This window comes from Cetobacterium sp. ZWU0022 (assembly GCF_000800875.1).
Taxonomy (GTDB): Bacteria; Fusobacteriota; Fusobacteriia; order Fusobacteriales; family Fusobacteriaceae; genus Cetobacterium_A.
Genome location: NZ_JRJZ01000124.1, coordinates 14,959 through 38,893 on the forward strand (window position 1 = coordinate 14,959; position 23,935 = coordinate 38,893).

Below are 23,935 nucleotides of genomic sequence, written 5' to 3' on the forward strand. Positions count from 1 at the left end.
ATAATTGAAACTTGCTTTGTAGTATGTTAACATTCTAGGATACAAGTTTAAATGTGCTTACACTTAAAACATACCTCAAAAAATTGGAAAAGTCAAATTTTTATTATGTTTTTTTTGAAAAACAGTTCTAAAACGGTATGAAACAATCGGAGGAACATCATATGAGCGAAGAAGTTATGAGAGTTTACAAAGTGAGATGGAGTGATTATAAAAAATTATTTTTTTTAGCAGGACCAATTATTCTATCCAATTTTTTACAAAATTTATATAATTTAGCAGATTCCTATTATATGGGAAAAATAGGTGGAGTTGAATTAGCAACCTCTTCTTTTACAAGTCCAATAACTCAAATGATAATAGGAGCTGGAAGTGGATTTGCGATAGGTGGAGGAATAATCATAAGTCAATTGGTTGGAAAAGGAAGAAAAAAAGATGTTATCAAAATCAATAGCCAATTATTAAGTATAAATATAGCTGTCTCAATAATAATAATGATTTTATCTTTTATATTTTGTAATCAAATTTTAAGAGTGTCAGGAGCAGAAGGGGAATTATTAGAAAAAAGTGGAATTTATATCAGATTTATATTCTTGACTATCCCTTTTACATTTATAATTTCAACCTATATAACCATAAAAAATTCAAAAGGAAAAAGTATTTACCCACTATATCTAGTAGCAGCATCAACAATTGTAAATATAATTTTAAACTCCATTTTTGTAAACAGATTAAAAATGGGTTTATATGGAATAGGAATAGCTACTCTTATAGCAAATGTATTATTAGGTTTATATTGTATTTATGAATTGAATTATAAAAAAGAGATTCGAAAAATATTTTTTAAAATTCAAAGAGACATATTTTTTAGGATTGTAAAATTAGGAGTTCCCTCTTCCTTAACAACTATAACAAATTCATTAAGTTTTATAATTATAAATATATTTGTTGTTAAATATGGAACTGAGGTTTTAGCGGCATACGGAGTTGGAAATAGAATAAATAATATTGTATATGTTTTAATCAATGGTATAGGAACTGCAGTTGCAATTTTAGTTGGACAGAATGTTGGAGCTGGTGATATAAGAAAGGCTAAAACGGTTTTAAAGGCAGGGATAATTTTAGGCTTGGTGATAGGTTCAGTGTCGATAATTATATTATTTTTAATTTTAAATCCGGTGATAGATATTTTTACAGGAGATTTGGAGATAAAAAGACACTCCATGAATTATCTTAAAATAATGCTAGTGAGTGTTATTCCGTGGGCAATATTTCAATCGATAGCAGCTGTATTTCAGGGTACTGGGCACACAAAATTTGGAATGTATGCACATTTTGGAAGAGTTTGGTTATTTAGAGTTCCATTTATTTTACTTTTTGAAAGAGTTTTAAAATTAAATGAATTCTCAATTTGGTATTCAATGTTATTTAGTAATTTATTTGCATTGATATTTGCGTTTCTTCTTTATAGAAAAGTTGATTGGAAGAAAAAGATATAAAAAAATCCGCTTAATTTGCGGATTTTTTTAATTTTTTAGAAAATAATCTGGATATTTTTCTATAAGATATCCAATTTTATTTTTAAAGTTTGAGAGATGTTTATCAATCATAGCATCAACTTTATCAGTTTCACCATTTTTAATAATATTGATAATCTCTTTATGTTGGTCAAGCGTAGGAACAAGATTTGTTTTTTCAATCGCATCTAAAAATCTAACACGATCGTAGTGCGTACTCAAAGATTGAACAGCTTCCCAAACTCTTTCTTTTCCCACCTCTTTATAGATAATTCTGTGGAATTCATTATCTAAAAAGAATAGTTCTGTGTGATCCTCTTCGATTTGAGCAATAATATTTTGAAATTTTAGATTTTTTTCGAGCTCTTTAATAGCTTGAGAAGAGAAATTGAGAGTAGCTAATTTTAATACCTCTCTTTCAACAATTTTTCTCATAAAAAATGCTTCTTCAACTAGCTTCAAATCTATGTAAGAAACAAAAGATCCTTTTTGAGGATAAACATCCATAAGTCTTTCTTCTGAAAGTTTAACAACAGATTCTCTTATAGGAGTTCGACTAACTCCTAGAGTTTCACCAATATCAGATTCACTAATTCCAGTTCCTGGTTTTATATTAAGGATCATTATATTTGTTTTTAAAACTCTATATATAAAGTTTTTTGTATTTTCGCCAAATTGACGATTAACTTTTGATAAATTCAAAACACACCTCCGGAAGATTCCTTTATATTCTAATTTATTATACCAGAAATATTAAAATGTGCAAAATATTAATAAACATAAAAACAATCTGTTTACAACGAATGTTTTACATTAAAGAGACATAAGTTTCCATATAAAAACAAAAAAACCTTTTTTAAAATAAAAAAGTCTTGACTTTTTTCAAAATGTTTACTAGGATACTAGTGTAAAATAATTATGGGAGGTAACATAATGGATTGTATAAAATCAAGGTCAGAAAAGTACATTGCTGATTATTTAGAAAGCTATGAACCCTATAAAGGGAAGTGGTGTTATGAAGACGGATGTCTATTACAGGGGGCAATGTTACTATATAAAGCTACAGAGAATAAAAAATATTTAGATTTTATTTATAACTATCTGAATGTATTTATTGGGGAAAATGGAGTTATAAAAGGTTATGAAAAAACAGAATTTAATATAGATAATATAAATGCGGGGAAAGTTTTATTTGATGTTTATAAGTTTACAGGAGATGAAAAGTATAGAAAGGCTATTGAGAAACTTCATGATCAGATATTAGATCATCCAAGAGTTGCTCAAGGAAATTTTTGGCACAAAAAAAGATATGAAAATCAAGTTTGGTTAGATGGATTATATATGGTTGAACCATTTTATATAAGATATGAAACGGAATTTAATGGAAAAAGAAATTACTCAGATATATTTAAACATTTTGTAAATGTTAGAGAAAATATGTTTGATGAAAATAAAAAACTTCATTATCATGGGTGGGATACTGCAAAAAAATGTAGTTGGATTGTTCCGGAAACAGGGCTTTCTAAAAATTTCTGGTTGAGAGCAATTGGATGGCATTTAATGGCGATGGTAGATACTCTTGAATATATGTCAGAAGAAATATTTAATGAATATAGAGGACTTCAAATTCTATTTAAAGAAGCTATAAGAGGAATAGATCAATATAGAGATTTAGAAAAAGATATGTGGTATCAGGTTGTTGATAAGCAAACTGAAAAAGGAAATTATTTGGAAACTTCAGGAAGTCTAATGATTGCTTATTCTATGATGAAGGGAGCAAGATTAGGGTATATCAGTGAAAAATATGCTGAAATAGGAAAAAAATCTTTTGAGGGAATTTGCAAAGAGTATCTAGAGGAAAAAGATGATGGTAAATTGACATTAGGTGGAATATGTTTAGTTGCAGGACTAGGTGGATTTGGAGGAGAAGAGAGAGATGGAAGTTATGAATATTATCTTTCAGAGCCAGTTGTAAAAGATGATGTTAAAGGTAGTGGAATATTCTTGATGGCATATAGTGAATATTTATACCTAGATAAAATAAAGGGATGTGATGAATAATGAGAAGCAAAAAAATGAATGGATATTTATTTATAGCACCTTGGATAATAGGATTTTTAGTATTTACAGCTTATCCATTTATATCTTCATTATGGTTAAGTTTCACTAATTATAACCTATTAAGTGCTCCAAAATTTATAGGGCTTTCAAACTATATTAAGCTTTTCAATGATCCATTATTTATAAAAACTTTATCTAATACATTGAAATATGTATTTATAACAGTTCCAATAAAACTTGCGTTTGCACTATTTATAGCAAATATACTTAACTATAAATTAAAAGGGATAAATTTCTTTAGAACAGCTTACTATATTCCATCGATTTTAGGTGGAAGTGTGGCAATTGCTGTTTTGTGGAGATTTCTATTTTCGGATCAAGGATTGATAAATATAATAATAGGATCACTAGGATTTGAATCAATATCATGGTTAGGGGATCCTAAGTATGCTCTATTCACAGTTAGTCTTTTAAGAGCTTGGCAATTTGGATCAGCAATGGTAATTTTCTTAGCTGCATTGAAAAATATTCCAGAAGAGTTATATGAATCTGCAAGAATTGAAGGGGCATCAAAAACGATGATGTTCTTCCACATAACTATTCCTATGATTTCTCCAGTTATATTCTTTAACTTCATAATGCAATTAATTCAAGCCTTCCAAGAGTTTAATGGGCCATACATAATAACAGGAGGAGGACCACTAAATTCAACTAAACTATTACCACTATTAATATATGACAATGCATTTAATTATTATCAAATGGGATATGCATCGGCTATATCGTGGATATTATTTATGATAATTATGGTGTTTACACTATTTTCGTTTAGAAGTCAAAAATATTGGGTACACTACTCTGATAGTGGGGAGGAGTAAAAAATGGAAAATATTAATAAAAATATATCAACAGGAAGCATAACAGAAGAGATAAGAAAAGAAAATTTGGCTAGAGCAAAGAAAAGAGCAATTATAGCAACAATGAAGTTAGGGATGAGATACACAATATTAGCTGTAGTTGGAATTGCAATGCTTTATCCTTTAATTTGGTTATTAGGAGCATCATTCAAAACAAATGCGGATATATTTACAAGCATAGGTTTTATTCCAAAAGATTTTAAATTTGATTTCACAGGATATGTAAACGGATGGAAAACATCAACGGAATATACATTTGCAACATATTTTTTAAACACATTTAAAATTGTAATTCCAAAAGTTGTTTTAACAATAATTTCAGCTGTTTTGACTGCCTATGGTTTTGCAAGATTTAAGTTTCCAGGAAAGAAGATTTTATTTGGAATTTTAATTTCAACACTATTGCTTCCAAATGTTGTTTTAAGAATTCCACAATTTTTGATGTATAAAAACTTTGGATGGCTTGATACATATTTACCGCTATTTGTACCAGCAGCATTTGCAACAGATACATTCTTCGTATTTATGCTTATACAGTTTATCAGAGGATTGCCTAAAGAGATAGAAGAGGCTGCTTGTGTAGATGGATGTAACCCTTTACAAACATTGGTTTATATTATGGTTCCAATGTTAAAACCAGCAATAATCTCTGTAGCTTTATTCCAATTTATGTGGACGATGAATGATTTTATGGGACCTTTAATCTATTTATCAAGTGTAGAGAAATACCCAGTAGCACTTGCACTAAAAATGTCTATGGATGTAAGTAGTAACGTGAACTGGAATCAGATTTTAGCTATGTCAATAATAGGATTAACACCTTCATTGCTTGTATTCTTTGCTGCACAAAGACACTTTGTTGATGGAATATCTGCTGGAGGAGTAAAAGGATAAAAGGGGAGAAGTATGAACATAAATATAGCTCTAATAAATTCAAGAAGTATAACATTTGTAATAGATAACGAGGATAAATTTTATTTAAAAAGAAAATTAACTGCAAAAATTGGAGATAGAATCTTTACAGTTGAAAAAGTGGTAAACAGTATTTACAATTTAGAACCAGATACGAACTATATTTTAGAAATTTTTGAAGAAGATAATCAAGTTCTAACGAAAGAGTTCAAAACAGCGATTGAGAGTTTTACTCTTAACGTTAAAAAATTTGGTGTTAAAGGGGATGGAGTATCAAATGATACTCTTCCTTTACAAACAGCAATTATGTCTTGTCCTAAAAATGGAAGAGTTTTTATTCCTGCAGGAAAATATTTAGTTACATCTCTATTTTTAAAAAGTGATATAACTATAGAATTAGCTAGAGGTGCTCAAATTTTAGGAGACACAGTAAGAAAAAATTTTGGAATTTTACCAGGATTTATTGAAAATGAAAAAGATGAAGAATACTATTTAGGAACTTGGGAGGGAAATCCATTAGATAGTTTCTCTTCTATAATAACAGGAATCAATGTTCAGAATGTAAAAATATTGGGCGAAGGTATTATTGATGGGCAAGCTTCTAAAGAGAATTGGTGGGAAAATCCAAAAGTTAGAAGAGGAGCTTGGAGACCAAGATCAATATTTTTAAATAGCTGTAAAGATGTTGTATTAGAGGGAATAACAATAAAGAATTCGCCTTCATGGACGGTTCATCCTTTCTTTTGTGAGAATTTAAGATTCATAAATTTAAAAATAGAAAATCCAGCTGATTCACCAAATACAGATGGAATAGATCCAGAATCTTGTAAAAATGTTGAATATCTAGGAATAGATTTTTCTGTAGGAGATGACTGTATAGCTATAAAATCTGGAAAATTATATTTAGGTGAAAAATTGAAAACTCCATCAGAGAACTTTATAATAAAGCACTGCCATATGAAATATGGACATGGAGGAGTTGTAATAGGAAGCGAGATGTCTGGAGGAGTAAAAAATATAGTGATTGAGAAATGTATTTTTTATAAAACTGACAAAGGAATTAGGGTGAAAACTAGAAGAGGAAGAGGAGAAACTGGGGTAGTTGATGGAATAACAGTGAGAGATGTATACATGGATAAAGTGAAAGTGCCGTTTGTATTTAATTCATTTTATTTTTGTGATCCGGATGGAAAGACGGAGTATGTTTATTCAAAGGAAAAATTACCAATAGATAAAGGGACTCCACATATAAAAAATTTAGTTTTTGAAAATATTGAATGTGAAAATACAGAGGTTTGTGCCGGATTTTTATATGGACTACCGGAAAAACCTATTGAGAATATAAAGTTTAAAAATATCAATATCAAGTTTACAGAAGATGAAATTGAAGAGGATTATCCAGCTATGATGTCTTTTATTGAAAAAGAGGTTAAAGCAGGATTTATTATAAAGAATTCAGAAAATATAATTTTTGAAAATGTGGAAATAACAGGTAATACTGGACAGAAAATAAGAGATTAAGATAAAATTAAACGCTTTAAAAGAGGGGCAATATGAAAAAGTATATAAAAATTAATAAAAAAGATAATGTAGGTGTTGCCTTATGTTTTATTTCTAAGGGCGAAAATGTAGAGATAGATGGAAAAAAAATAGAGATAAAAGAGGACATAAAAAAAGGTCATAAATTTTCGATAGAAACTATTGAAAGTGGAAAAAATATAATAAAATATGGGATGCCTATAGGTCACAGTTTAAAAAAAATAGAACTTGGTGAATGGATTCATACTCATAATTTGAAAACAAATCTGAGTGATTTAGATACATACTCATATTCTAATTTAAATGATTTTGATTTAGAAAAAAATAAATCTAGAAAAGTGAAGGTTTACTCAAGAAAAAATAATAAAATTGGTATTAGAAATGAATTGTGGATAGTTCCAACAGTTGGTTGTGTGAATGGAGTTGGAGAGAATATAATAAATGAGTTTAAGAAAAAATTTGATATATCGAGTCTTGATGGCTTAAATATTTTCAAACATAATTACGGTTGTTCTCAACTTGGGGAGGATCACATCAACACTAGAACAATTTTACAAAATATAGTCAAACATCCAAATGCAGGAGGAGTATTAGTTCTTGGATTGGGATGTGAAAATAACCAGGTGAAGGAGTTTAAAGAAACTTTAGGAGAGTATGATTCTACTAGAGTTAGATTTTTAATAGCTCAAGATGTTGAAGATGAGATTGAAGATGGAATAAAATTGCTAAAAGAGTTATATGATAATATTTTATCAGAGGAAAGAGTTGAGAAAGAGTTTGGAGAACTAGTGATTGGACTTGAGTGTGGAGGGTCTGATGGTTTCTCTGGAATTACAGCTAATCCTCTTGTAGGAGAGTTTTCAGATTATCTAGTAGAACATAATGGAACTACTATATTGACAGAGGTTCCAGAGATGTTTGGAGCGGAGACTTTACTCATGGAAAGATGTGTGACAGAGAATGTTTTTAATAAAACTGTAGATATGGTTAACAATTTTAAAAAATATTTCATATCATATGATCAATGTATTTATGAGAATCCATCACCAGGAAATAAAGAGGGCGGAATTACAACACTAGAAGATAAATCTTTGGGGTGTACTCAAAAATCTGGTATTTCAAAAGTTCAAGATGTTTTAAAATATGGTGAAGTTGTAAAAGAAAGAGGTCTTATTTTATTAGAGGCTCCAGGAAATGATTTAGTAGCAACTACAGCTTTAGGAGCTGCAGGATCTCATATTGTGTTATTTACAACAGGAAGAGGAACACCTTATGGTGGATTTATTCCAACGGTAAAAATATCAACAAATAGTGAATTAGCTAAAAAGAAGCCAAAATGGATAGATTTTGATGCTGGAAAATTACTAAATGAGGATGTCACTATGAAAAATCTAGCGGATGAGTTTATAGATTATATAGTCGATGTTGTTGAGGGGAAAAAAACTAATAACGAATTAAATAATTTTAAAGAGATTGCTATTTTTAAAAATGGAGTAACTCTTTAAATAAAAGATGTGGGATGTGATAAAGTGTTAATACAGATCGATGATAGTTATAGTCTTCAAAATGTAATAAATAACATTCAACAAGAACAAGCAACAATATATTTAAAAAATGGTATATACAGAGAGAAAATTGTTATTGATAAGCCAAATATTACTTTGATTGGTGAAGAAAGAGGAAAGGTAATTTTGGTTTGGGATGATGCTTCAGGAACAATAATGAGGGAAAATCCAGAAAAAACATACGGAACTACAGGAAGTGCATCTGTGACAATAACTGAAAATGGAAAGGGATTCACAGCTAAAAAAATAGTTTTTAAAAATGAGTTTGATTATCCAAATTCAGATTTAAAAAATAAGCAAGCAGTAGCCCTAAAAAATGATGCAGATCAATCTTATTTTGAAGAGTGTGATTTTTTAGGTTTTCAAGATACTCTTTATGCAAATAGGGGAAGACAGTATTATAGGGATAGCTATATAGAAGGAAATGTTGATTTTATATTTGGAGGAGCACATGCTTACTTTGAAAATTGTGAAATATATTCGATACCTAGAGAAACTGGTGTAGGGTATGTAATGGCACCTTCAACATTAGAAACAGAAGAGATTGGATATATATTTGATAATTGTAACTTTGTAAGTGATGGAGAAAAAAATACTATTTTTATAGGAAGACCTTGGCATCCTGGGAAAAGAGAGGGATATAATCCAAGTGCTGTGGTTATGAACTCAAACTTAGGAGGTCATATAAGAGATTTAGGATGGGATTCGATGTCTGGATTTTCTCCTGATGATGCAAGATTCTTTGAATATAACAACAGAGGTGAAGGAAATATTTTAAACTCTAAAAGAAGGTTGTTAGAAGAAAAAAATTTAGAAAGTTATAGTAAAAAAAGTATATTTAAAGACTGGGATATTTAAAATGGATGGACACTATGGTCCATCCATTTTTTTAAAATATTCTACATTTAAGTTCAGAACAAAGCTCTTCTAGTAGAGAAACTCCAGCTATAGGATTTCCTTTTTGATCTAGAGATGGTGAATATACTCCAATTCCCATTTTATGGGGAACAACTGATACAATTCCACCACCAACACCACTTTTAGAAGGCAATCCAACTCTAACGGCAAACTCACCAGAGTTATCATACATTCCACATGTAACCATAAGAGTTTTAACTATTCTACTTACACGCTCTGAAACGACTTGTTCACCATTAGATAGTTTACCTTCATTAGCTAAGAATAATCCTAATTTAGCAATTGTTTTAGCTGTAACATCAATCGAGCATTGCTTGAAATATATTTCTAAAGCATCCTCAACATTTCCAGTGATTATTCCTTCAGCTTTTAAGTAATAACCCATAGCTCTATTTTTATTTCCCGTTTCAGCTTCACTTAAATAGACTTTTGGATTTAATTCTAAAGTTGGGTCTTCCGTTATTTTTTTAAAAAATTCAAGAAGCCTGTTGAATCTGTGCTTAGCATCATCACCTTTTATCATAGAAGAAACAACGATAGCACCAGCATTTATCATTGGATTATATGGTTTTCTTCTACTAGAAGTCTCAAGTTTTCTAAACGAATTAAATGGATCACCACTAGGGTCCATTCCAACTTTAGAGAAAACATATTCCTCGCCATTATCTAAAATAGCTAACATTAAAGCTACAACTTTAGATATGCTTTGAACAGTAAATTTAACATTATAATCACCTGCAAAATACTCATTCCCATCATTATCTAAGACATATATTCCTAGATCCCTAGGGTTAGATTTTTCTAATTCAGGTATATAGCTTGCTACTTTTCCTTGTTCTGTGATTACTCTATGTTTTTCAATTAAATCATTAAGAAGTTTTTGCATTTTTTCCTCCTAAAGTACTGTATTTTAACGATATATATGATTATAATACCTTTATTATGAATAAGAAGTAAAATATATTCTTTCAATATGAAAATACAGTAAAATTTGTTTATTATATAATAAAATATTTATAAATTAACTAAAGTAAATACTGCTAGACTTTCAAAAACTATATCGTAAACAAGAGCTAAAGCAGGAATTTTACTTTCTTCATGAGGGGCAAAAGAAACCTCTACTCTTTTAGGGATTGTACCTAAATTAGAGTTAGCTTTTTTAGATATTGCAGTTCCAAGTCCAAATTGTATAGCTTGAACTTCTGGAATTAAAGAGAAAGCTATATTAGAAAATCTATTTTTAAATAGATTCATGTTTGTATTGAAAGGAAGATTTATTTCAAGAGAGCTTCCAAGTGCATCATTTGTAATAACCATCTTTTGAATAGCAACTCTGATATAGGCTTCATTTTTTTCTCCATGGAAAATTCCGCCAATTTCAAGAGGAGTGACAGTTGGAATAGACTGAAGAAGTTTTTTACAAAGAGCTCCAACAAGAATTATACTAGAGATAAAATCTCCGTGAGTATATATGAAAGTGATATCTTCACCAGTAGTAGTTTCTTCACTTATACCAGATATAACATCAATCTCTTCAAGTGGATTTGGAGAATATCCTTCCATAGTCCTTTTAGCTAAATCTTTTCCAAAATCTAAAGCTGTAATAGTAACTCCTTTTGGAAAATTTGAAATAGTTAGCTTAGTTCCGTTCTCTATATTTTCAAAATTGATTTTAATTTTTTCACCAAAAATCATAAAAACCTCCAAGATTAAATTTAGTTTACTTTATATTATATAACAAAGTTTATTTAATCTCTAGATAAAGAATATTAATTTTTTAAAAGATATTTATCTAAGCATAAATTATGAAGCTCTTTTTGACATTGCTCCCAAGTTCCAACAATAAGAATACCATTAGATTCAACTCTCCAAAAGTGATTAGAAACTCTTTTAAATCTCATTAAAATTCCCCTCCTTAGATTCTTCTACATAATTGTACAAGTGAAAAATAAAAAAATATAAAAATTATCTAATAGAATTATACTTTAATGTAGAAAAAAAATCAAATATTTTTTTACATTTTTGTAGAAAAATAGTATAATGATAAAAAAGAGCGATGGGAGGAAGAAGTGAAGACAAGATTCGGTATTTATTTAGAAAAATTTATGATAAAAAATAATTATACCTTAGAGTATGTAGCAAAGCAAACGGAATCTTCTCTATCTGTAGTCGGACATTACCGTAAAGGAATTAGGATTCCAAAGGATGATTTTATAGAGAGATTTATAGAAAAATTTATATCTTCAGAAAAAGAGGCTGATGAGATAAGGTATGTTATTGCTTATGATAGAACTCCAGATTTAATAAAAAAGAAATTAGAGGAATCTGTAGTATTAAAAGAGGAAAAGAAAGCACAGATAATCTCATTACCTGTCCTTGGAAAAGCTGCGGCAGGTTTAGGACATGCAAATTTCGAAGATAACACAAGAATGGAGTTGCTAACTTCTATTCCAAATACAGGTGTTCCTAAGAATGCTTTTATGGTAGAAGTAAGTGGTGATTCGATGTTTCCCACACTTTCGGATGGTGATTTAGTAATTATTAATCCGTTGAAGAAGGAGATAGAAAGTATAGATGGGAAAGTTTGTGTTTTAAATTACCATGACCAAACATATATAAAAAGAGTTAAAATAAAAAGAGATGAGATAAGGCTAACTTCAGACAATTTGGATAAAAAGAGATATTCTGATATAGTTATATCAGGAGAAGACTTAGAATATTTAAAATGTCATGGAGCAGTTATAGAGAGTAGAAGAAAGCACTAGGATTAAAAAATTCTAGTGCTTTTGCTATTTATTTTTTAGTTGATTTTGCTAAAAATACAAAAGGAATTAAGACAATAGCTATAATTGCACTTCCAATTAAAATATCATTAATTCCCATGATAGATGATTGAAATTGAACTTCGTTATTAATATTACTTAAATATTCCGCAGATTTTATTAAACTTTTATCTATCTTAGGATTTGTAGAAACTATTGAGCTAGCCATCATATTGTGGTGAAATGCCATCGTGTGATTCCAAGCAGGAATAACAAGAGATGTTCCTAAACTACTTCCAATATTCCTCATAAAATTATAAATACCGGATGCACTAGCAAGGTTTTCACTACTTATATTCGAAAGAGTCAACGTGTTTAGAGAGATAAAAAATATACCAACTCCAAAACCATTTAAAAATCTAGTAAAACTGATATATTCTGAGGTGACCGTAGGTGAGTAGTTAGCAGTCCAAAAAGTTGTGAGACCTAAAACTAAAAATCCAAAAGCAGCCGTTTTTCTAGCATCAAGGTAATCTATTTTTTTTCCTAAAATAGGTGCAACAATAAGAATTGCAATACCGAGAGTACAAGTTGTTCGTCCACTCATAAAAGCAGTGTATCCCATATAGTTTTGTAGCCATATAGGAATGACAACAACTCCACTAAAATAAGCTAGAACAGAAAACATCAATGTAAATGATCCGACACAAAAATTTCTATCTAAAAAAAGTTTAATATTAACAACTGGATTTTTATGATACCACTCCCAGATTATTAAAATAGTTAGACAAATAAAAGAGAGTAAGGCAAGAATTACAATTGTCGGGCTTGAAAACCAATCTAGATCATTCCCTTTGTCTAGCATCAGTTGTAGTGCTCCAACTCCAAAAGCTAAAAAGATAAATCCTATAAAATCAACCGGTTCCTTTGCAGTGGTTTCTTTTGGAATTTCATTTTTAAATATATAGTAGACAATTAAGCTAGATAGAATTCCAAAGGGAAGATTTATATAAAAGCACCATCTCCAAGAGGCAGTATCAGTAACCCATCCTCCTAAGACTGGTCCAATAACAGGAGCTAAAACTATAGTCATTGACCATATACCAAGAGCAATTCCTTTTTTTTCTTTAGGATATAATTTTAACATAAGAGTTTGAGAGAGTGGAATCATGCTAGCGCCAACAATTCCTTGAAAAACTCTCATAATCAGAAGAAAGTCCAGAGATAGACTTAAACCACAAAGCATACTAGCTAAAGTAAAAAGAAGTGTTGCCGTAATATATTGTCTAATAATACCAAATCGTTTAGTTAACCAACCAATAAGTGGTAAAAATATGGCTTCAGCTACAGCATATGATGTAATAATCCAAGTACCTTGAGTGGCTGTTACACCAAAGTCACCAGCGATATGACTTAAGGAAACATTTACTATAGTCATATCAAGTACATTCATAAAGGAACCTATAGCTAAAGCAATAGTAGCAAAAATGATAGATGCATTCATGAGTTCCTCCTAGATACTATTTTCTTCAATGATTTTTTTAATAAGTGTATCCAACTCTTCAGAATGATCATCTTCAATCAATAATTTTTGATCTGAAAATAAAGGATCAAAGTCAATTATTTTAGATGTATCTATTTTTATATTTAAACTAGTTCCAATAGGTAGTAGGCCATTTTCCTCCAGTGAATTTTCATAAAAATCTATTCGCACAGGAACTCTTTGAACCACTTTAATCCAGTTTCCAGTAGCATTTTGAGTGGGAATCAAAGAAAGTGAACTTCCAGAACCAGGAGCAATTCCAGTGACTACCCCTTTATAGAATTTTCCATTCAAATCACTTTTTATCTCTACGCTATTTCCTAACTTTATATTTTCTAGTTGTGTTTCTTTAAAGTTTGCAGTAACCCAAGTTTTAGTTAGATTTATAACAGTAACTAGAGGTTGCCCTACAGAGACTTGTTGTCCAATTTCTACTTGCTTTTGTGCTATAATTCCAGAAATAGGTGATGAGATATTAGTTTTTTTTAAGTCATAGAAACTCTTTTTTAAATCTTGAATAGCAATAATAACTTTAGGATGAGAGTAAATATTTGAGCTTAAAGCTTGAAGTTTACTATTATTCAAATTTATTAAACTTTGTTCGTAGCTGTTTTTACTACTTGTATATTTAAAAGCAGCTAAATCAAAATCCTCTTTACTTGTAATTCCAGCTTTGTTAGAAATCTCTTCTCTCTGCAGAGTTTTATATGCTATATTTAGATTTGCTTCAGCTGTTTTGAGTGCTTCTGATTTTAATACAATATTATTTTGTAGACTATAATATTCTCTTACTGCATTAGCTAAATTAGCTTTTGAGTTATTTAATGCAATCTGATAATCTATCGGATCTATCTTGATGATTGATGAGTTAGAAACTATAGGCTGTGTTTCCTCAGCGGAAATCTCCTTTATAATACCTTGGATTTGAGCAGTAACTGTAACTTGATTTCCTGCAATATAAGAATTCTCAGTTTTTATATAGTTTCTTAAAAAAAGAGAGTAATAAATAAAATATAAAATACTAAAAGAAAATATAGCCGTAAGAAAAAGTGAGATTTTTTTATAAGCTTTAACATTATTTTTAATTTCCATTTATATCACCTTTATTTTCATAGTAACCACCTAAGGATTCTACTAGTTTTATTTGACTTTGATAAAGATTGAAACTGTTCAAAATATAATTGAACTTAGCACTTAGTAAATCGTTTTCACATTTGAGAAGTTCGTATTTAGACATACGACCAATTTTAAAAAGTAATTTAGCATCCTCATAATTAGTTTTTGAATTATTATAATTTTTTTTCTGTAGGTTGTTATTATTATTTGCAATCTTAAGGTCATTCAAGTTGTTATTAATATCTTGATAAGCCCTGATAACGTTGTTATTATAATTTTCGATGAAGATATTTAAATCAATTCCAGCAATCTTATAGTTTTCTTTTAGTATTCTTCTATTAAATAGTGGAAGATAGAAACTTGGACCTATATTCCATAAATTGGTTTCAGATTTTAATAAATCCTGTATATTGAGACTATAATATTGATATTGTCCACTTATAGATATTCTAGGATAAAAATCAGCTGTTAAAGCTTTTAAATTTTCTTTTTGTCCAGAGATTAAAGTAAGGTAATATTTAACATCGGATCTATTGATAATCACATCAGAATCAATAAATTCAGGTGTAGTTATAAAAAATGGAAAATTAAATACTTCTTTTTCAATTGTATTTAGAGCAATATCTATTTTTTCTGATTTTATTTCACCAACTAAAGAGTAGAGAGTATTTTGTATAATTGTTTTTTGTTGAGCAGTACTATTTAGTGATTGAATGATATTATTTAGATAATTTTTGGACTCTAAAATAGAGGATCTATTTGCGGCTCCGGTAGAATAAAGAGTTGTTTCGAAAGATATAAAATCTTTGGCAATAAGTAGTCTTTCATTTAGAATTTGCTCTTCTTTTGAAAGCAAAATATAGTTAGCGTATAAATTACTAACAAAAGTTGAAAGAGTTAAAGTGGTCCAATCGAGTTGAAGTTCATTTCCATCTTTAAAGTACTCAGCTCTATTTTTTAATGCTTCAAATTTTCCCCAAATATCGAAAATATATTCGGCATTTAAAGATAAAATACCAGTATCTATAGTTTCACTATTTTTAATATCTTTTATTGGAAGATCAGTATAAACTGATGTATCTAGACGTGCTCTATTATAATTTCCGCTGATAGCAATTGGGGATACATTTGAAAATTTTGTAGAGTTTAGTGTGTATAAGGCTTTTTCTACATTAAGTTTTGCAACTTTTATTTGAGAGTTTTTTAATAAAACTTCATCTATTAGTTGGATTAAAGTATTATCATTAGTATATAGCCACCATTTTTTAGAGAAAAATACTTCATGAGAATTAGTTTTAAGACTATCTTTCTTTAAATCTCTAATCTGACTTTCTTTTATTTCTGGGATTCCGATACACCCAATTAAAGTCAGAGTTAATGTAAATATGAAAATGTAGTTTTTCATAAAAAATCCCCCCAAATTAAAAAACTAAATATTATAACTCTTTAAGAATTTCATTAAAGATATGTTTTGCAATTTCAGCTTTAGGCTGTTCATCAAAAATTATATTTTCACCATTCTTTTTTATAATTTGAATACTATTTGTAGATTTTTGCATATTTTCAGCATTGTTAGCAACTATTAGATTTAGATTTTTTTTAATCAACTTTTTATTTGCATTTTCAATTATATTTTCTGTTTCTGCTGCAAATCCAACAAGAATTTGATTTTTCTTTTTTTGTCCCATATTAAAAAGAATATCAGGATTTCTTTCTAGAACAATTGTTAATTCACCATCTGCTTTTTTTATTTTTTGTTCAGAATAATCTTTTGGTCTATAATCAGCAACAGCAGCACAAGCTATTCCGATATCTTGAGTATCAAATCTTTCCATAACAGCATCAAACATATTAACTGCGCTTCTTACCCTCACAAACTCTTTTAAACCATGTGGAATCTCAAGATTGGTAGGACCAGAAACTAAGGTAACATCGGCACCTAACTCTATAGCTACTTTAGCTAAAGAGTATCCCATTTGTCCACTAGATCTATTAGAAAAATATCTTATAGGATCTAAAGCTTCCTCTGTTCTTCCAGCTGTGATAAGAACTTTTTTTCCTTTCAAAACTTTAGGTAGTGGAGATAAAATATCATTTTCAATTATTTCAACAATTTCTAATTCATTTTTTAATCTTCCTTTGGCATTAACGTTACAAGCTAAAAATCCTTCGTCAGATTCTATGAATTTATATCCTAGATTTTCTAGTTTTTTTATATTAGCTTTTAAAATGGGATTTTCATACATGTTTACATTCATAGCTAAAGCAAAATATACAGGCTTTCTGCAAGCTGAAATAACTGTAGAGAGCATATCGTCAGCAATCCCATTGGCTACTTTTCCAACAATGTTATATGTTGCAGGGGCAATCAAAAAAACGTCAGCCCAATCAGCTAAAGAGATATGTTCTACTTCAATTTGATGATTTCTCTCCCACATGTCAGTTACAACTCTATTTCTAGAAAGAGTTTCTAGAGTTTGAGGTGTGATTATATTAGTTGCGCTTTCAGTCATAATGACTTTAACGTTGTATCCTTTTTTTCTTAAAATAGATATAATATTAGCTGATTTATAGGCAGCAATTCCACCAGTTACACCAATTAAAATATTTTTCATAAATTTATCCTCCTGAATTAAAGAAAATTACATTATTTTTATATATTACACTATTTTAAGCTGAAAAAAAATAGAAATTGTTATATAATTAAGATTATAATAAAAAAAGGAGGTCTTTATGAAGGTAGTTGCGTTTAATGGAAGTCCAAGAGAGAAGGGAAATACATACTTTGCATTAAAAATGGTTGCAGAAGAGTTACAAAATGAAGGGATAGAAGTAGAAATAGTTCATGTAGGAAATAAGAACATAAGAGGTTGTGTAGGTTGCAATGGATGTGCAAAAAATAGAAATGAAAAATGTGTTTTACAAGATGATGTATATGTGAATGAGTGGGTTCAAAAAATAAAGGAAGCGGATGGGGTTTTATTAGGATCACCTGTTCATTTTGCAGCAATGAGTGCTACAATGAAATCGTTTTTAGATAGAGCTTTTTATGTTGCGTCAGTTAATGGGGGAATATTTAGACACAAGGTTGGTGCTTCTGTTGTTGCAGTAAGACGTTCTGGTGGAGTTCCAACGTTTGATCAGTTAAATAATTATCTTAATTATTCAGAAATGCTAATGCCTACGACTAATTATTGGAGTGTAATACATGGTTTAAGACCTGGAGAAGTTGAACAGGATGAGGAAGGAACTCAAATAATGAGAGTTTTAGGAAAAAATATGGCATGGTTATTGAAAATGGTAGATTATACAAAAGATAAGATTGCACCACCTGAAAAAGAGAATAAAAAATATACTCATTTCATAAGATAAAAAAAACTCAGAGCTAATTATTAGCTCTGAGTTTTTTTATATTCCAGATTTTTTTAAAGTTTTGTTAATTCCAAAAACTTTGAAAATCATAAGAGTTAAAATAAATGTTAAAACATCTGCAAATGGAAGTGTTAACCATATTCCATTAACTCCGAAAAATTTAGGAAGAATAGCAATTCCGATTCCCATGAAAACAACGCCTCTACAAACAGATATGATATTAGCGAGTAGAGCTTTATCCATTGCTTGAAGATAAGATATATTCATGAAATTAGCTCCTACAAATATAATAGCACTTGAGTATAGGAATAACCCTTTTGTTGTATATTCAAAAAGATCAGATTCTGTTGTAAATATTTTAACGACATCTAAGGCAAATATTTTTACAATAATCAAAGCGATGGTAGCTGCAATAAAGCAGAATCTATGCGAATATCTAAATATTTTTAAAACTCTTCTATAATTACGTCTTCCGTAGTTGAAACTAACTAAAGGTTGAATTCCTTGAGCTAGACCAGTGAATAGCATTCTGTAAATAACAAATGAGTATGAAATAATTCCGTATGCAGCAACTCCGATTTGCCCTTCAGATTTAGAAAGAGTTATATTTAAAAGTATTGTTATAACCATAACTGCAAACTCTAAAATAAAGGATGAAAAACCAAGAGAGCAAATCTTACCCATAAGCTTCCATTCAATATGTTTTAGATTAAAATCCAATTTAAAAGTTGAGTTAGGGAAGTGTAAACAAAGGTAAACTGCAGAAAGAATTTGCCCGATTGCAGTAGCGTAAGCACCACCTTCAATCCCCATTTTTAAAACAAATATAAATATATAATCTAATACAATATTTGTTATAGCTCCAATAAAAAGAGAATTCATGGCTTTTTTAGGAGCATTATCATTTCTAACAATAGCATTTAAAGATATTGATAACATTAGGAAAAATGCAGCTATAATACAAGGATACATATAGCCTTTAACCATAGGAAGCAATAATTCTGTAGCTCCTAATGACTTCATAATTTGATTAGGAAATATAAATACTAAAGATGCTATAAGTATATAAAAAATAAGATTTAAAAAAATTGTATATGTAAAGCATTTGTTTTTAAAAGTTTGGTCATCGCTTTTTAGAGATATTAAAGTAGCTCCTCCTGCTCCAAACATTAAGCTTAAAGCGGCGGTTAAATTAATTATAGGATAACCTATATTAACCGCGGCTATTCCGACACTTCCAATTCCTCTTGAGATAAAAACTCCATCAGCAACAACATAAAGTGAATTTACAAGCATTCCAATAGATGCCGGAATAGCAAATTTATAAAAAAGTTTATTGATTGCTTGATTCTCTAATTGATTCGTTTGTATTGACATTTTTTCTCATATCCTCTTCATTTTCTAAAATTTTAAGAGTTTTCATCTCTTTTTTTGTCATAATAAAAGTAACAATAACAGATAGTATATCGGCGCAAGGAACAGCCATCCAAACACCTTTTACTCCCCATATATTTGAAAAGATAAGTACAAGTGGTATTAGGAAAAGTACTTGTCTTGATAAACTTAAAAACATTGTAGTTTTTGGTTTTCCAGTGGCTTGGAAATATATCGCAGCTATAATTTGGAATCCTATAAAAGGAAACATAAGAGTAAAAACTCTAAGACCTTTAGAAGCGGCATCTAAAAGTTCGGGATTGCTAGTAAATATAACGATAAAATATTTAGATAGAAATTGAATTGCAAGAAATCCAATAACTGATATTGTGACTGCACCTTTAACAGCAAGCATGAAGGCTTCCCTAACTCTATGATAAAGCTTAGCTCCATAGTTGAAACCTAATATGGGTTGTACTCCTTGATTTATACCAAAAATTGGCATAAAAATAAATGTATTTACAGCATTTACGATAGTCATAGCACCAACAGCTACATCTCCACCATGTTTCATAAGTGTACTGTTTAAAACAAAGCTAACAACACTAGAACCAATTTGCAGTACAAATGGCCCAGCACCTATAATAAAGATATCTTTCACTCTTTTCCAATCTAAGATTAGATTATTTAAATGAAGTTTTATTCCACTGTATTTAGAAGTGAAGTATCCAACTGTCCATAGAGCTGAAATAATTTGAGAAATTATAGTAGCAAAAGCTGCTCCTTTAACTCCCATATTTAACCAAAATATAAAAATTGGATCAAGAATAATATTTGTGATAGCTCCTAAAAGAAGAGTAATCATAGAAATTTTGGGATTACCATCAGATCTAACAGCAGCATTTGTAGCATATCCAACAGTTAAAAAAGGAAAACCTAGAGCTACAATCGTAAGGTAGTCTCTAGCAAAAGGTTCAGTTGCAGGGCTAGTACCAAGTTTACCAATATATAAATCCATGGAAAATATTATTATAAAGGTTAAAATAATACCGAAGATAACAGCAAGTGAAGTAGCATTTCCTAAATATTTTTCTGCTAAATCTTTTCTTTTTTTTCCTAATGCAATTGAGATGTTAGTAGCACCACCGAGACCAATTAAAAGACAAAATCCAATTGAAATAATCATAATTGGAAATACTACACCAACACCAGCAATGGCTAAAGGGCCAATTTCAGGGATGTTCCCGATATAAATTCTATCGACGATGTTGTATAACGCGTTGACGAACATTCCAATGATAGCTGGAAGTGAAAATTTAACGAGCAGTTTTCCAATGGGTTGCTCTCCCATCTCTTTGTGTTTTTCTTTCATAAAATTCCCCCATTTTAAATATAATTCATCCTTTAATTATAGCTTAAAAATTTTAGAAAATCAATTTTATCTCTATATAAATAAGTGATTGGATTCTTAGAAAAATAGTTGTATTATATATGTAACATAATAAAGATTTAGAGGGGTTTCTATGTCTAAAGTAAAGATAAAAATAGATAAAAATAAAAAAGAAAGTATTTATATTCAGCTTTACCAATGCATAAAAAAACAGATATTGAGTGGTGAAATTTCGAGTGGAGAAAAATTACCATCAATACGTCAGGTTGCAATAAAACTAGATGTAAATCAAAATACTGTTATTCAAAGTTATCATCTACTAGAAGAGAAGGGATTGATAAAGAAAATTTCAGGAAAAGGATGCTATGTACAAGAGATTTGTGAATTTAAAGTAGAAAAAAAAGAGTTGCCTTTAATAGATAGTTTCAAATATGGTCAAAGTTTAAAAGAGAAAAAAATCAATTTTTCTAACGGAACACCAAGTTCGAATTATTTTCCTTTAGATGAATATCGTAAGTTTCTAGAGGAAGTTTTTTCTGAGTATGGCGCTGATATTTTTCAATATCAAAATGTTCAAGGAGTTGAAAGTTTGAGAGAGCTTTTATCTGAAGAGTTTGAAAAAGAGGATATTTTTGTTAAGAAGGAAAATATACAAATTACATCAGGAACTCAGCAGGCATTAGATATTGTAATAAAATTATTTTCAAAAGAAACTAAACCTATTGTTGCATTGTCAGATCCAACTTATCCGAACGCTTTAAATATTTTTAAAGGGTGGTGTAATATAAGGACTTTGGATATAAAAAATGATGGATGGGATTTAGAAGAGTTTGAAGAAATTTTAAAAAAAGAAAAAATAGATTTTATATATGAGTGTATAAACTTTCAAAATCCCACAGGAGTTAAATGGTCGATAGAAAAACGTAAAAAACTTTTAAAATTAGCCGAAAAATATAGTTTTTATATAGTTGAGGATGATAGTTTTTCAGATTTTTATTATTCTGATGAAAAACCAAAAAGTTTAAAAAGTTTAGACAAGTTAGGAAGTGAAAGAGTCATATATATAAAAACATACTCCAAAATTCTTATGCCTGGGATAGGATTAGCTGTTATGATAGTTCCTGAAAAGCTTGCTCAGAGAGTTCTCTTGATAAAGTATGGGTTGGATACGACAACGTCAGGTGTAAATCAAAAAATTCTTGAAAAATTTATCGTTAAAAATAAATTGGCAGAGCATTTAAAGATATTAAGAAAAGAGTTTGGAGAAAAGCAAAAGTTTATACTGAAATTGCTAGAGAATCTTGAAAATTTAGAGATTATGCATATTCCAGAGGGTGGTTTTTTTATTTGGATAAAACTTTCAGATAATATTGATGGAGAGAAGTTATATCAAAAATGTAAAGAGCAAGGTGTAGCACTTTTGCCTGGAGCAATATTTTATAAGGATAAAAGAGATGTTTGTAAAATTAGATTAAGTTTCATATCTTCATCCCTAGAAGAAATAAGTGTAGGGATGAAGATACTAAAAGAAGTATTACTTCTTTGTAACGTGGAAAATTCTAAAACATGTAGTAACTAAGATGATTCCTAGGGCCATAGAACCAGCAATTATTGAGGTTTCCATTCCTTTTAACATAAACTCTTGATATCTGTTTTGTATAAGGTGTAACATAGTAAAATATACACCACCACCAGGTGCCATAGGAATAAGTGCAGCTATAAGTAGAGTTGGGACTGTAGTCTGCACTTTTTTAGCCATCATTTCAGAATAAAATGCCGTTATAGCTGTAGCTAGAAGGTAGCAAGTTGAATATGAATAACCTTTCTCTGTAAAAAAAAGATAGAAAAACCAACTGATAGCACCTCCAATGCCAGAGTACATGATTAATTTTCCTCTAACGTTGAAGAGTATAGCAAAGCTAACTGTAATAAAAAAAGCAAAAATAACCTCTATAAGAAACATTAAAACCCTCCAAAGTTATAGAATAATTTAGTGACAAGTCCAGCTCCGATAGCGATAGCGCCTCCAGTCATTAGAACCTCTGTTGCTCTAGATGTACCTGAGATTAAATCACCTGCTATAATATCTCTAATAGAATTTATAAAAGCGACTCCTGGAACGAGTAACATTAAAGAGGAGATTATACTAATTGATGGACTAGAAATAACCCCATTTATATAAAAAAGATTTGAAACTAGAGCACAGATAGCTCCAGATATTAGATTTATAAAAAAGCTATTTAATTGTAGCCCAGAAACGATATATGAAAAAAGAGCTACACCAGCACCAGCGACAAAGGCAGCGGCAAAATCGTTTGCTCCACCTTTAAAAGATACAACAAAACTAGCGGCTCCTAAAGCCGAAGCAGCTAAATTCATTCCAAAGCCATATGCTTTAATCTTGTCAATCTCTTCTAAAGATCTTTTCAGTTCAAGGAATGTGTATGAATCAATCTCTTTAATAATCTTATGAACTTGATGAATTTTATCGAGATTTGAAGACCTAGAATTGATTCTTTCTACCAAAGAAACAATTTCACCATCTTTATTTTTTCCTGAAACAATTATACAAGTAAGAGTAGCAAAGCAATCAATTTTTAAATTAAAATGTTGACCGATACGAGAAATAATATCTTCAACCCGGTAAACTTCTCCACCGCTAGTTAATACTATTTTTCCGGCGAAAGTTGCTAGTTGAAGAACGTGATGTTCTGAAATTAGTTGTTTTTTTGGCATAAAATCTCCTATAAATTATAAAAATTTAAAACATATCTAATAGTAGCATTAAACTTTAGAAAAAGCAATAAAGACATTTATTAAAAAAAACAAAAAAACTTGTTGACATAAAGTATTAATTGTGGTATTATTAATTTGTTGAGAGCGAAAGCGATCAGCCTGGGTGGCGGAATAGGTAGACGCACGGGACTTAAAATCCCGAGCTATCTGATAGCG

22 protein-coding genes are annotated in these 23,935 nt (G+C 29.8%); 10 read left to right on the plus strand and 12 right to left on the minus strand.

What is annotated here, in order from left to right; translation table 11 throughout:
* The first annotated feature begins 161 nt into the window (after positions 1-161).
* Positions 162-1,496 carry an MATE family efflux transporter gene (locus tag L988_RS09885; protein ID WP_047383859.1) on the plus strand — a complete coding sequence of 445 codons (1,335 nt, stop codon included), beginning with the start codon at positions 162-164 and terminating at the stop codon, positions 1,494-1,496.
* A 27-nt stretch (positions 1,497-1,523) separates the two neighbouring features.
* Here L988_RS09885 and L988_RS09890 read toward each other — a convergent pair whose 3' ends face one another.
* Complete coding sequence (locus tag L988_RS09890) at positions 1,524-2,216, minus strand: GntR family transcriptional regulator (protein WP_047383861.1); 693 nt, start codon at positions 2,214-2,216, stop codon at positions 1,524-1,526.
* Between the two features lie 231 nt (positions 2,217-2,447).
* Between L988_RS09890 and L988_RS09895 the strand changes: the two genes are divergently transcribed.
* The 6 genes from L988_RS09895 to L988_RS09920 all read left to right on the plus strand — a co-directional run bounded on the left by L988_RS09895 (position 2,448) and on the right by L988_RS09920 (position 9,366).
* Positions 2,448-3,575 carry a glycoside hydrolase family 105 protein gene (locus tag L988_RS09895; protein ID WP_052191797.1) on the plus strand — a complete coding sequence of 376 codons (1,128 nt, stop codon included), beginning with the start codon at positions 2,448-2,450 and terminating at the stop codon, positions 3,573-3,575.
* Positions 3,575-4,453 carry a carbohydrate ABC transporter permease gene (locus L988_RS09900; protein ID WP_047383863.1) on the plus strand — a complete coding sequence of 293 codons (879 nt, stop codon included), beginning with the start codon at positions 3,575-3,577 and terminating at the stop codon, positions 4,451-4,453. The genes L988_RS09895 and L988_RS09900 overlap by 1 nt, the downstream gene beginning before the upstream one ends.
* A 66-nt stretch (positions 4,454-4,519) precedes the next feature.
* Positions 4,520-5,386: a carbohydrate ABC transporter permease gene (locus L988_RS09905; RefSeq protein ID WP_369798252.1), complete on the plus strand. Its 867-nt coding sequence runs from the start codon at positions 4,520-4,522 to the stop codon at positions 5,384-5,386.
* A gap of 12 nt (positions 5,387-5,398) precedes the next feature.
* Positions 5,399-6,925: a glycoside hydrolase family 28 protein gene (locus L988_RS09910; RefSeq protein ID WP_047383865.1), complete on the plus strand. Its 1,527-nt coding sequence runs from the start codon at positions 5,399-5,401 to the stop codon at positions 6,923-6,925.
* Positions 6,926-6,957: 32 nt separating this feature from the next.
* Positions 6,958-8,448: a UxaA family hydrolase gene (locus L988_RS09915; protein ID WP_047383867.1), complete on the plus strand. Its 1,491-nt coding sequence runs from the start codon at positions 6,958-6,960 to the stop codon at positions 8,446-8,448.
* A 24-nt stretch (positions 8,449-8,472) separates the two neighbouring features.
* Positions 8,473-9,366 (plus strand): pectinesterase family protein, encoded by an 894-nt coding sequence (locus L988_RS09920; RefSeq protein ID WP_052191798.1) that lies wholly within the window; start codon positions 8,473-8,475, stop codon positions 9,364-9,366.
* Between the two features lie 31 nt (positions 9,367-9,397).
* Here L988_RS09920 and glsA read toward each other — a convergent pair whose 3' ends face one another.
* The 3 genes from glsA to L988_RS14060 all read right to left on the minus strand — a co-directional run bounded on the left by glsA (position 9,398) and on the right by L988_RS14060 (position 11,327).
* Entirely contained in the window at positions 9,398-10,312 is a 915-nt protein-coding gene (gene glsA / locus L988_RS09925) for a glutaminase A (protein WP_047383868.1), read from the minus strand.
* Between the two features lie 128 nt (positions 10,313-10,440).
* Positions 10,441-11,121, minus strand: a complete 681-nt coding sequence (locus L988_RS09930) for a hypothetical protein (protein ID WP_047383869.1) — start codon at positions 11,119-11,121, stop codon at positions 10,441-10,443.
* A 74-nt stretch (positions 11,122-11,195) separates the two neighbouring features.
* Positions 11,196-11,327 carry a hypothetical protein gene (locus L988_RS14060; RefSeq protein WP_255359937.1) on the minus strand — a complete coding sequence of 44 codons (132 nt, stop codon included), beginning with the start codon at positions 11,325-11,327 and terminating at the stop codon, positions 11,196-11,198.
* A 168-nt stretch (positions 11,328-11,495) separates the two neighbouring features.
* On the opposite strand from L988_RS14060, the gene L988_RS09935 reads away from it, so the two are divergent.
* Positions 11,496-12,191 carry a S24 family peptidase gene (locus L988_RS09935; RefSeq protein ID WP_047383871.1) on the plus strand — a complete coding sequence of 232 codons (696 nt, stop codon included), beginning with the start codon at positions 11,496-11,498 and terminating at the stop codon, positions 12,189-12,191.
* A 28-nt stretch (positions 12,192-12,219) separates the two neighbouring features.
* Here the strand turns inward: L988_RS09935 and L988_RS09940 are convergent, their stop codons facing one another.
* The 4 genes from L988_RS09940 to coaBC are packed head-to-tail and all read right to left on the minus strand — an operon-like array spanning position 12,220 to position 17,462.
* Positions 12,220-13,692: a DHA2 family efflux MFS transporter permease subunit gene (locus L988_RS09940; protein ID WP_047383873.1), complete on the minus strand. Its 1,473-nt coding sequence runs from the start codon at positions 13,690-13,692 to the stop codon at positions 12,220-12,222.
* Between the two features lie 9 nt (positions 13,693-13,701).
* Positions 13,702-14,823: an HlyD family efflux transporter periplasmic adaptor subunit gene (locus L988_RS09945; RefSeq protein ID WP_052191799.1), complete on the minus strand. Its 1,122-nt coding sequence runs from the start codon at positions 14,821-14,823 to the stop codon at positions 13,702-13,704.
* On the minus strand, positions 14,813-16,252 hold the full coding sequence (locus L988_RS09950) for a TolC family protein (protein ID WP_047383875.1): 1,440 nt from the start codon (positions 16,250-16,252) through the stop codon (positions 14,813-14,815). The genes L988_RS09945 and L988_RS09950 overlap by 11 nt, the downstream gene beginning before the upstream one ends.
* A gap of 31 nt (positions 16,253-16,283) precedes the next feature.
* On the minus strand, positions 16,284-17,462 hold the full coding sequence (gene coaBC / locus L988_RS09955) for a bifunctional phosphopantothenoylcysteine decarboxylase/phosphopantothenate--cysteine ligase CoaBC (RefSeq protein WP_047383877.1): 1,179 nt from the start codon (positions 17,460-17,462) through the stop codon (positions 16,284-16,286).
* A gap of 118 nt (positions 17,463-17,580) precedes the next feature.
* On the opposite strand from coaBC, the gene L988_RS09960 reads away from it, so the two are divergent.
* The gene (locus L988_RS09960) at positions 17,581-18,219 is read left to right on the plus strand and encodes a flavodoxin family protein (RefSeq protein ID WP_047383879.1); all 639 of its coding nucleotides are present in this window, start codon (positions 17,581-17,583) and stop codon (positions 18,217-18,219) included.
* A gap of 36 nt (positions 18,220-18,255) precedes the next feature.
* On the opposite strand, the gene L988_RS09965 is transcribed toward L988_RS09960, so the two are convergent.
* Together L988_RS09965 and L988_RS09970 are read right to left on the minus strand one after the other, a co-directional pair.
* A complete protein-coding gene (locus L988_RS09965; protein ID WP_052191800.1) occupies positions 18,256-19,596 on the minus strand; it encodes an MATE family efflux transporter in 1,341 nt (446 codons plus the stop codon).
* Positions 19,553-20,965 carry an MATE family efflux transporter gene (locus L988_RS09970; protein WP_052191801.1) on the minus strand — a complete coding sequence of 471 codons (1,413 nt, stop codon included), beginning with the start codon at positions 20,963-20,965 and terminating at the stop codon, positions 19,553-19,555. Before L988_RS09970 ends, L988_RS09965 begins: the two co-directional genes overlap by 44 nt.
* A gap of 151 nt (positions 20,966-21,116) precedes the next feature.
* On the opposite strand from L988_RS09970, the gene L988_RS09975 reads away from it, so the two are divergent.
* On the plus strand, positions 21,117-22,562 hold the full coding sequence (locus L988_RS09975; RefSeq protein WP_047383881.1) for a PLP-dependent aminotransferase family protein: 1,446 nt from the start codon (positions 21,117-21,119) through the stop codon (positions 22,560-22,562).
* Here L988_RS09975 and L988_RS09980 read toward each other — a convergent pair.
* Together L988_RS09980 and L988_RS09985 are read right to left on the minus strand one after the other, a co-directional pair.
* Positions 22,518-22,946, minus strand: a complete 429-nt coding sequence (locus tag L988_RS09980; protein ID WP_047383883.1) for a threonine/serine exporter family protein — start codon at positions 22,944-22,946, stop codon at positions 22,518-22,520. The two genes, L988_RS09975 and L988_RS09980, sit on opposite strands and share 45 nt — an antisense overlap.
* Positions 22,946-23,719: a threonine/serine exporter family protein gene (locus L988_RS09985; protein WP_047383884.1), complete on the minus strand. Its 774-nt coding sequence runs from the start codon at positions 23,717-23,719 to the stop codon at positions 22,946-22,948. Before L988_RS09985 ends, L988_RS09980 begins: the two co-directional genes overlap by 1 nt.
* Positions 23,720-23,935 lie beyond the last annotated feature (216 nt).

What these genes read in the sequence shown, in the direction of transcription:
- L988_RS09950 (WP_047383875.1), bottom strand. Translation starts at nt 16,252, where the DNA reads ATGAAAAACTACATTTTCATATTTACATTAACTCTGACTTTAATTGGG.
- L988_RS09900 (WP_047383863.1), top strand. Translation starts at nt 3,575, where the DNA reads ATGAGAAGCAAAAAAATGAATGGATATTTATTTATAGCACCTTGGATA.
- L988_RS09915 (WP_047383867.1), top strand. Translation starts at nt 6,958, where the DNA reads ATGAAAAAGTATATAAAAATTAATAAAAAAGATAATGTAGGTGTTGCC.
- L988_RS09885 (WP_047383859.1), top strand. Translation starts at nt 162, where the DNA reads ATGAGCGAAGAAGTTATGAGAGTTTACAAAGTGAGATGGAGTGATTAT.
- L988_RS09945 (WP_052191799.1), bottom strand. Translation starts at nt 14,823, where the DNA reads ATGGAAATTAAAAATAATGTTAAAGCTTATAAAAAAATCTCACTTTTT.
- glsA (WP_047383868.1), bottom strand. Translation starts at nt 10,312, where the DNA reads ATGCAAAAACTTCTTAATGATTTAATTGAAAAACATAGAGTAATCACA.
- coaBC (WP_047383877.1), bottom strand. Translation starts at nt 17,462, where the DNA reads ATGAAAAATATTTTAATTGGTGTAACTGGTGGAATTGCTGCCTATAAA.
- L988_RS09970 (WP_052191801.1), bottom strand. Translation starts at nt 20,965, where the DNA reads ATGAAAGAAAAACACAAAGAGATGGGAGAGCAACCCATTGGAAAACTG.
- L988_RS09960 (WP_047383879.1), top strand. Translation starts at nt 17,581, where the DNA reads ATGAAGGTAGTTGCGTTTAATGGAAGTCCAAGAGAGAAGGGAAATACA.
- L988_RS09980 (WP_047383883.1), bottom strand. Translation starts at nt 22,946, where the DNA reads ATGTTTCTTATAGAGGTTATTTTTGCTTTTTTTATTACAGTTAGCTTT.
- L988_RS09910 (WP_047383865.1), top strand. Translation starts at nt 5,399, where the DNA reads ATGAACATAAATATAGCTCTAATAAATTCAAGAAGTATAACATTTGTA.
- L988_RS09975 (WP_047383881.1), top strand. Translation starts at nt 21,117, where the DNA reads ATGTCTAAAGTAAAGATAAAAATAGATAAAAATAAAAAAGAAAGTATT.
- L988_RS09895 (WP_052191797.1), top strand. Translation starts at nt 2,448, where the DNA reads ATGGATTGTATAAAATCAAGGTCAGAAAAGTACATTGCTGATTATTTA.
- L988_RS14060 (WP_255359937.1), bottom strand. Translation starts at nt 11,327, where the DNA reads ATGAGATTTAAAAGAGTTTCTAATCACTTTTGGAGAGTTGAATCTAAT.
- L988_RS09930 (WP_047383869.1), bottom strand. Translation starts at nt 11,121, where the DNA reads ATGATTTTTGGTGAAAAAATTAAAATCAATTTTGAAAATATAGAGAAC.
- L988_RS09940 (WP_047383873.1), bottom strand. Translation starts at nt 13,692, where the DNA reads ATGAATGCATCTATCATTTTTGCTACTATTGCTTTAGCTATAGGTTCC.
- L988_RS09965 (WP_052191800.1), bottom strand. Translation starts at nt 19,596, where the DNA reads ATGTCAATACAAACGAATCAATTAGAGAATCAAGCAATCAATAAACTT.
- L988_RS09985 (WP_047383884.1), bottom strand. Translation starts at nt 23,719, where the DNA reads ATGCCAAAAAAACAACTAATTTCAGAACATCACGTTCTTCAACTAGCA.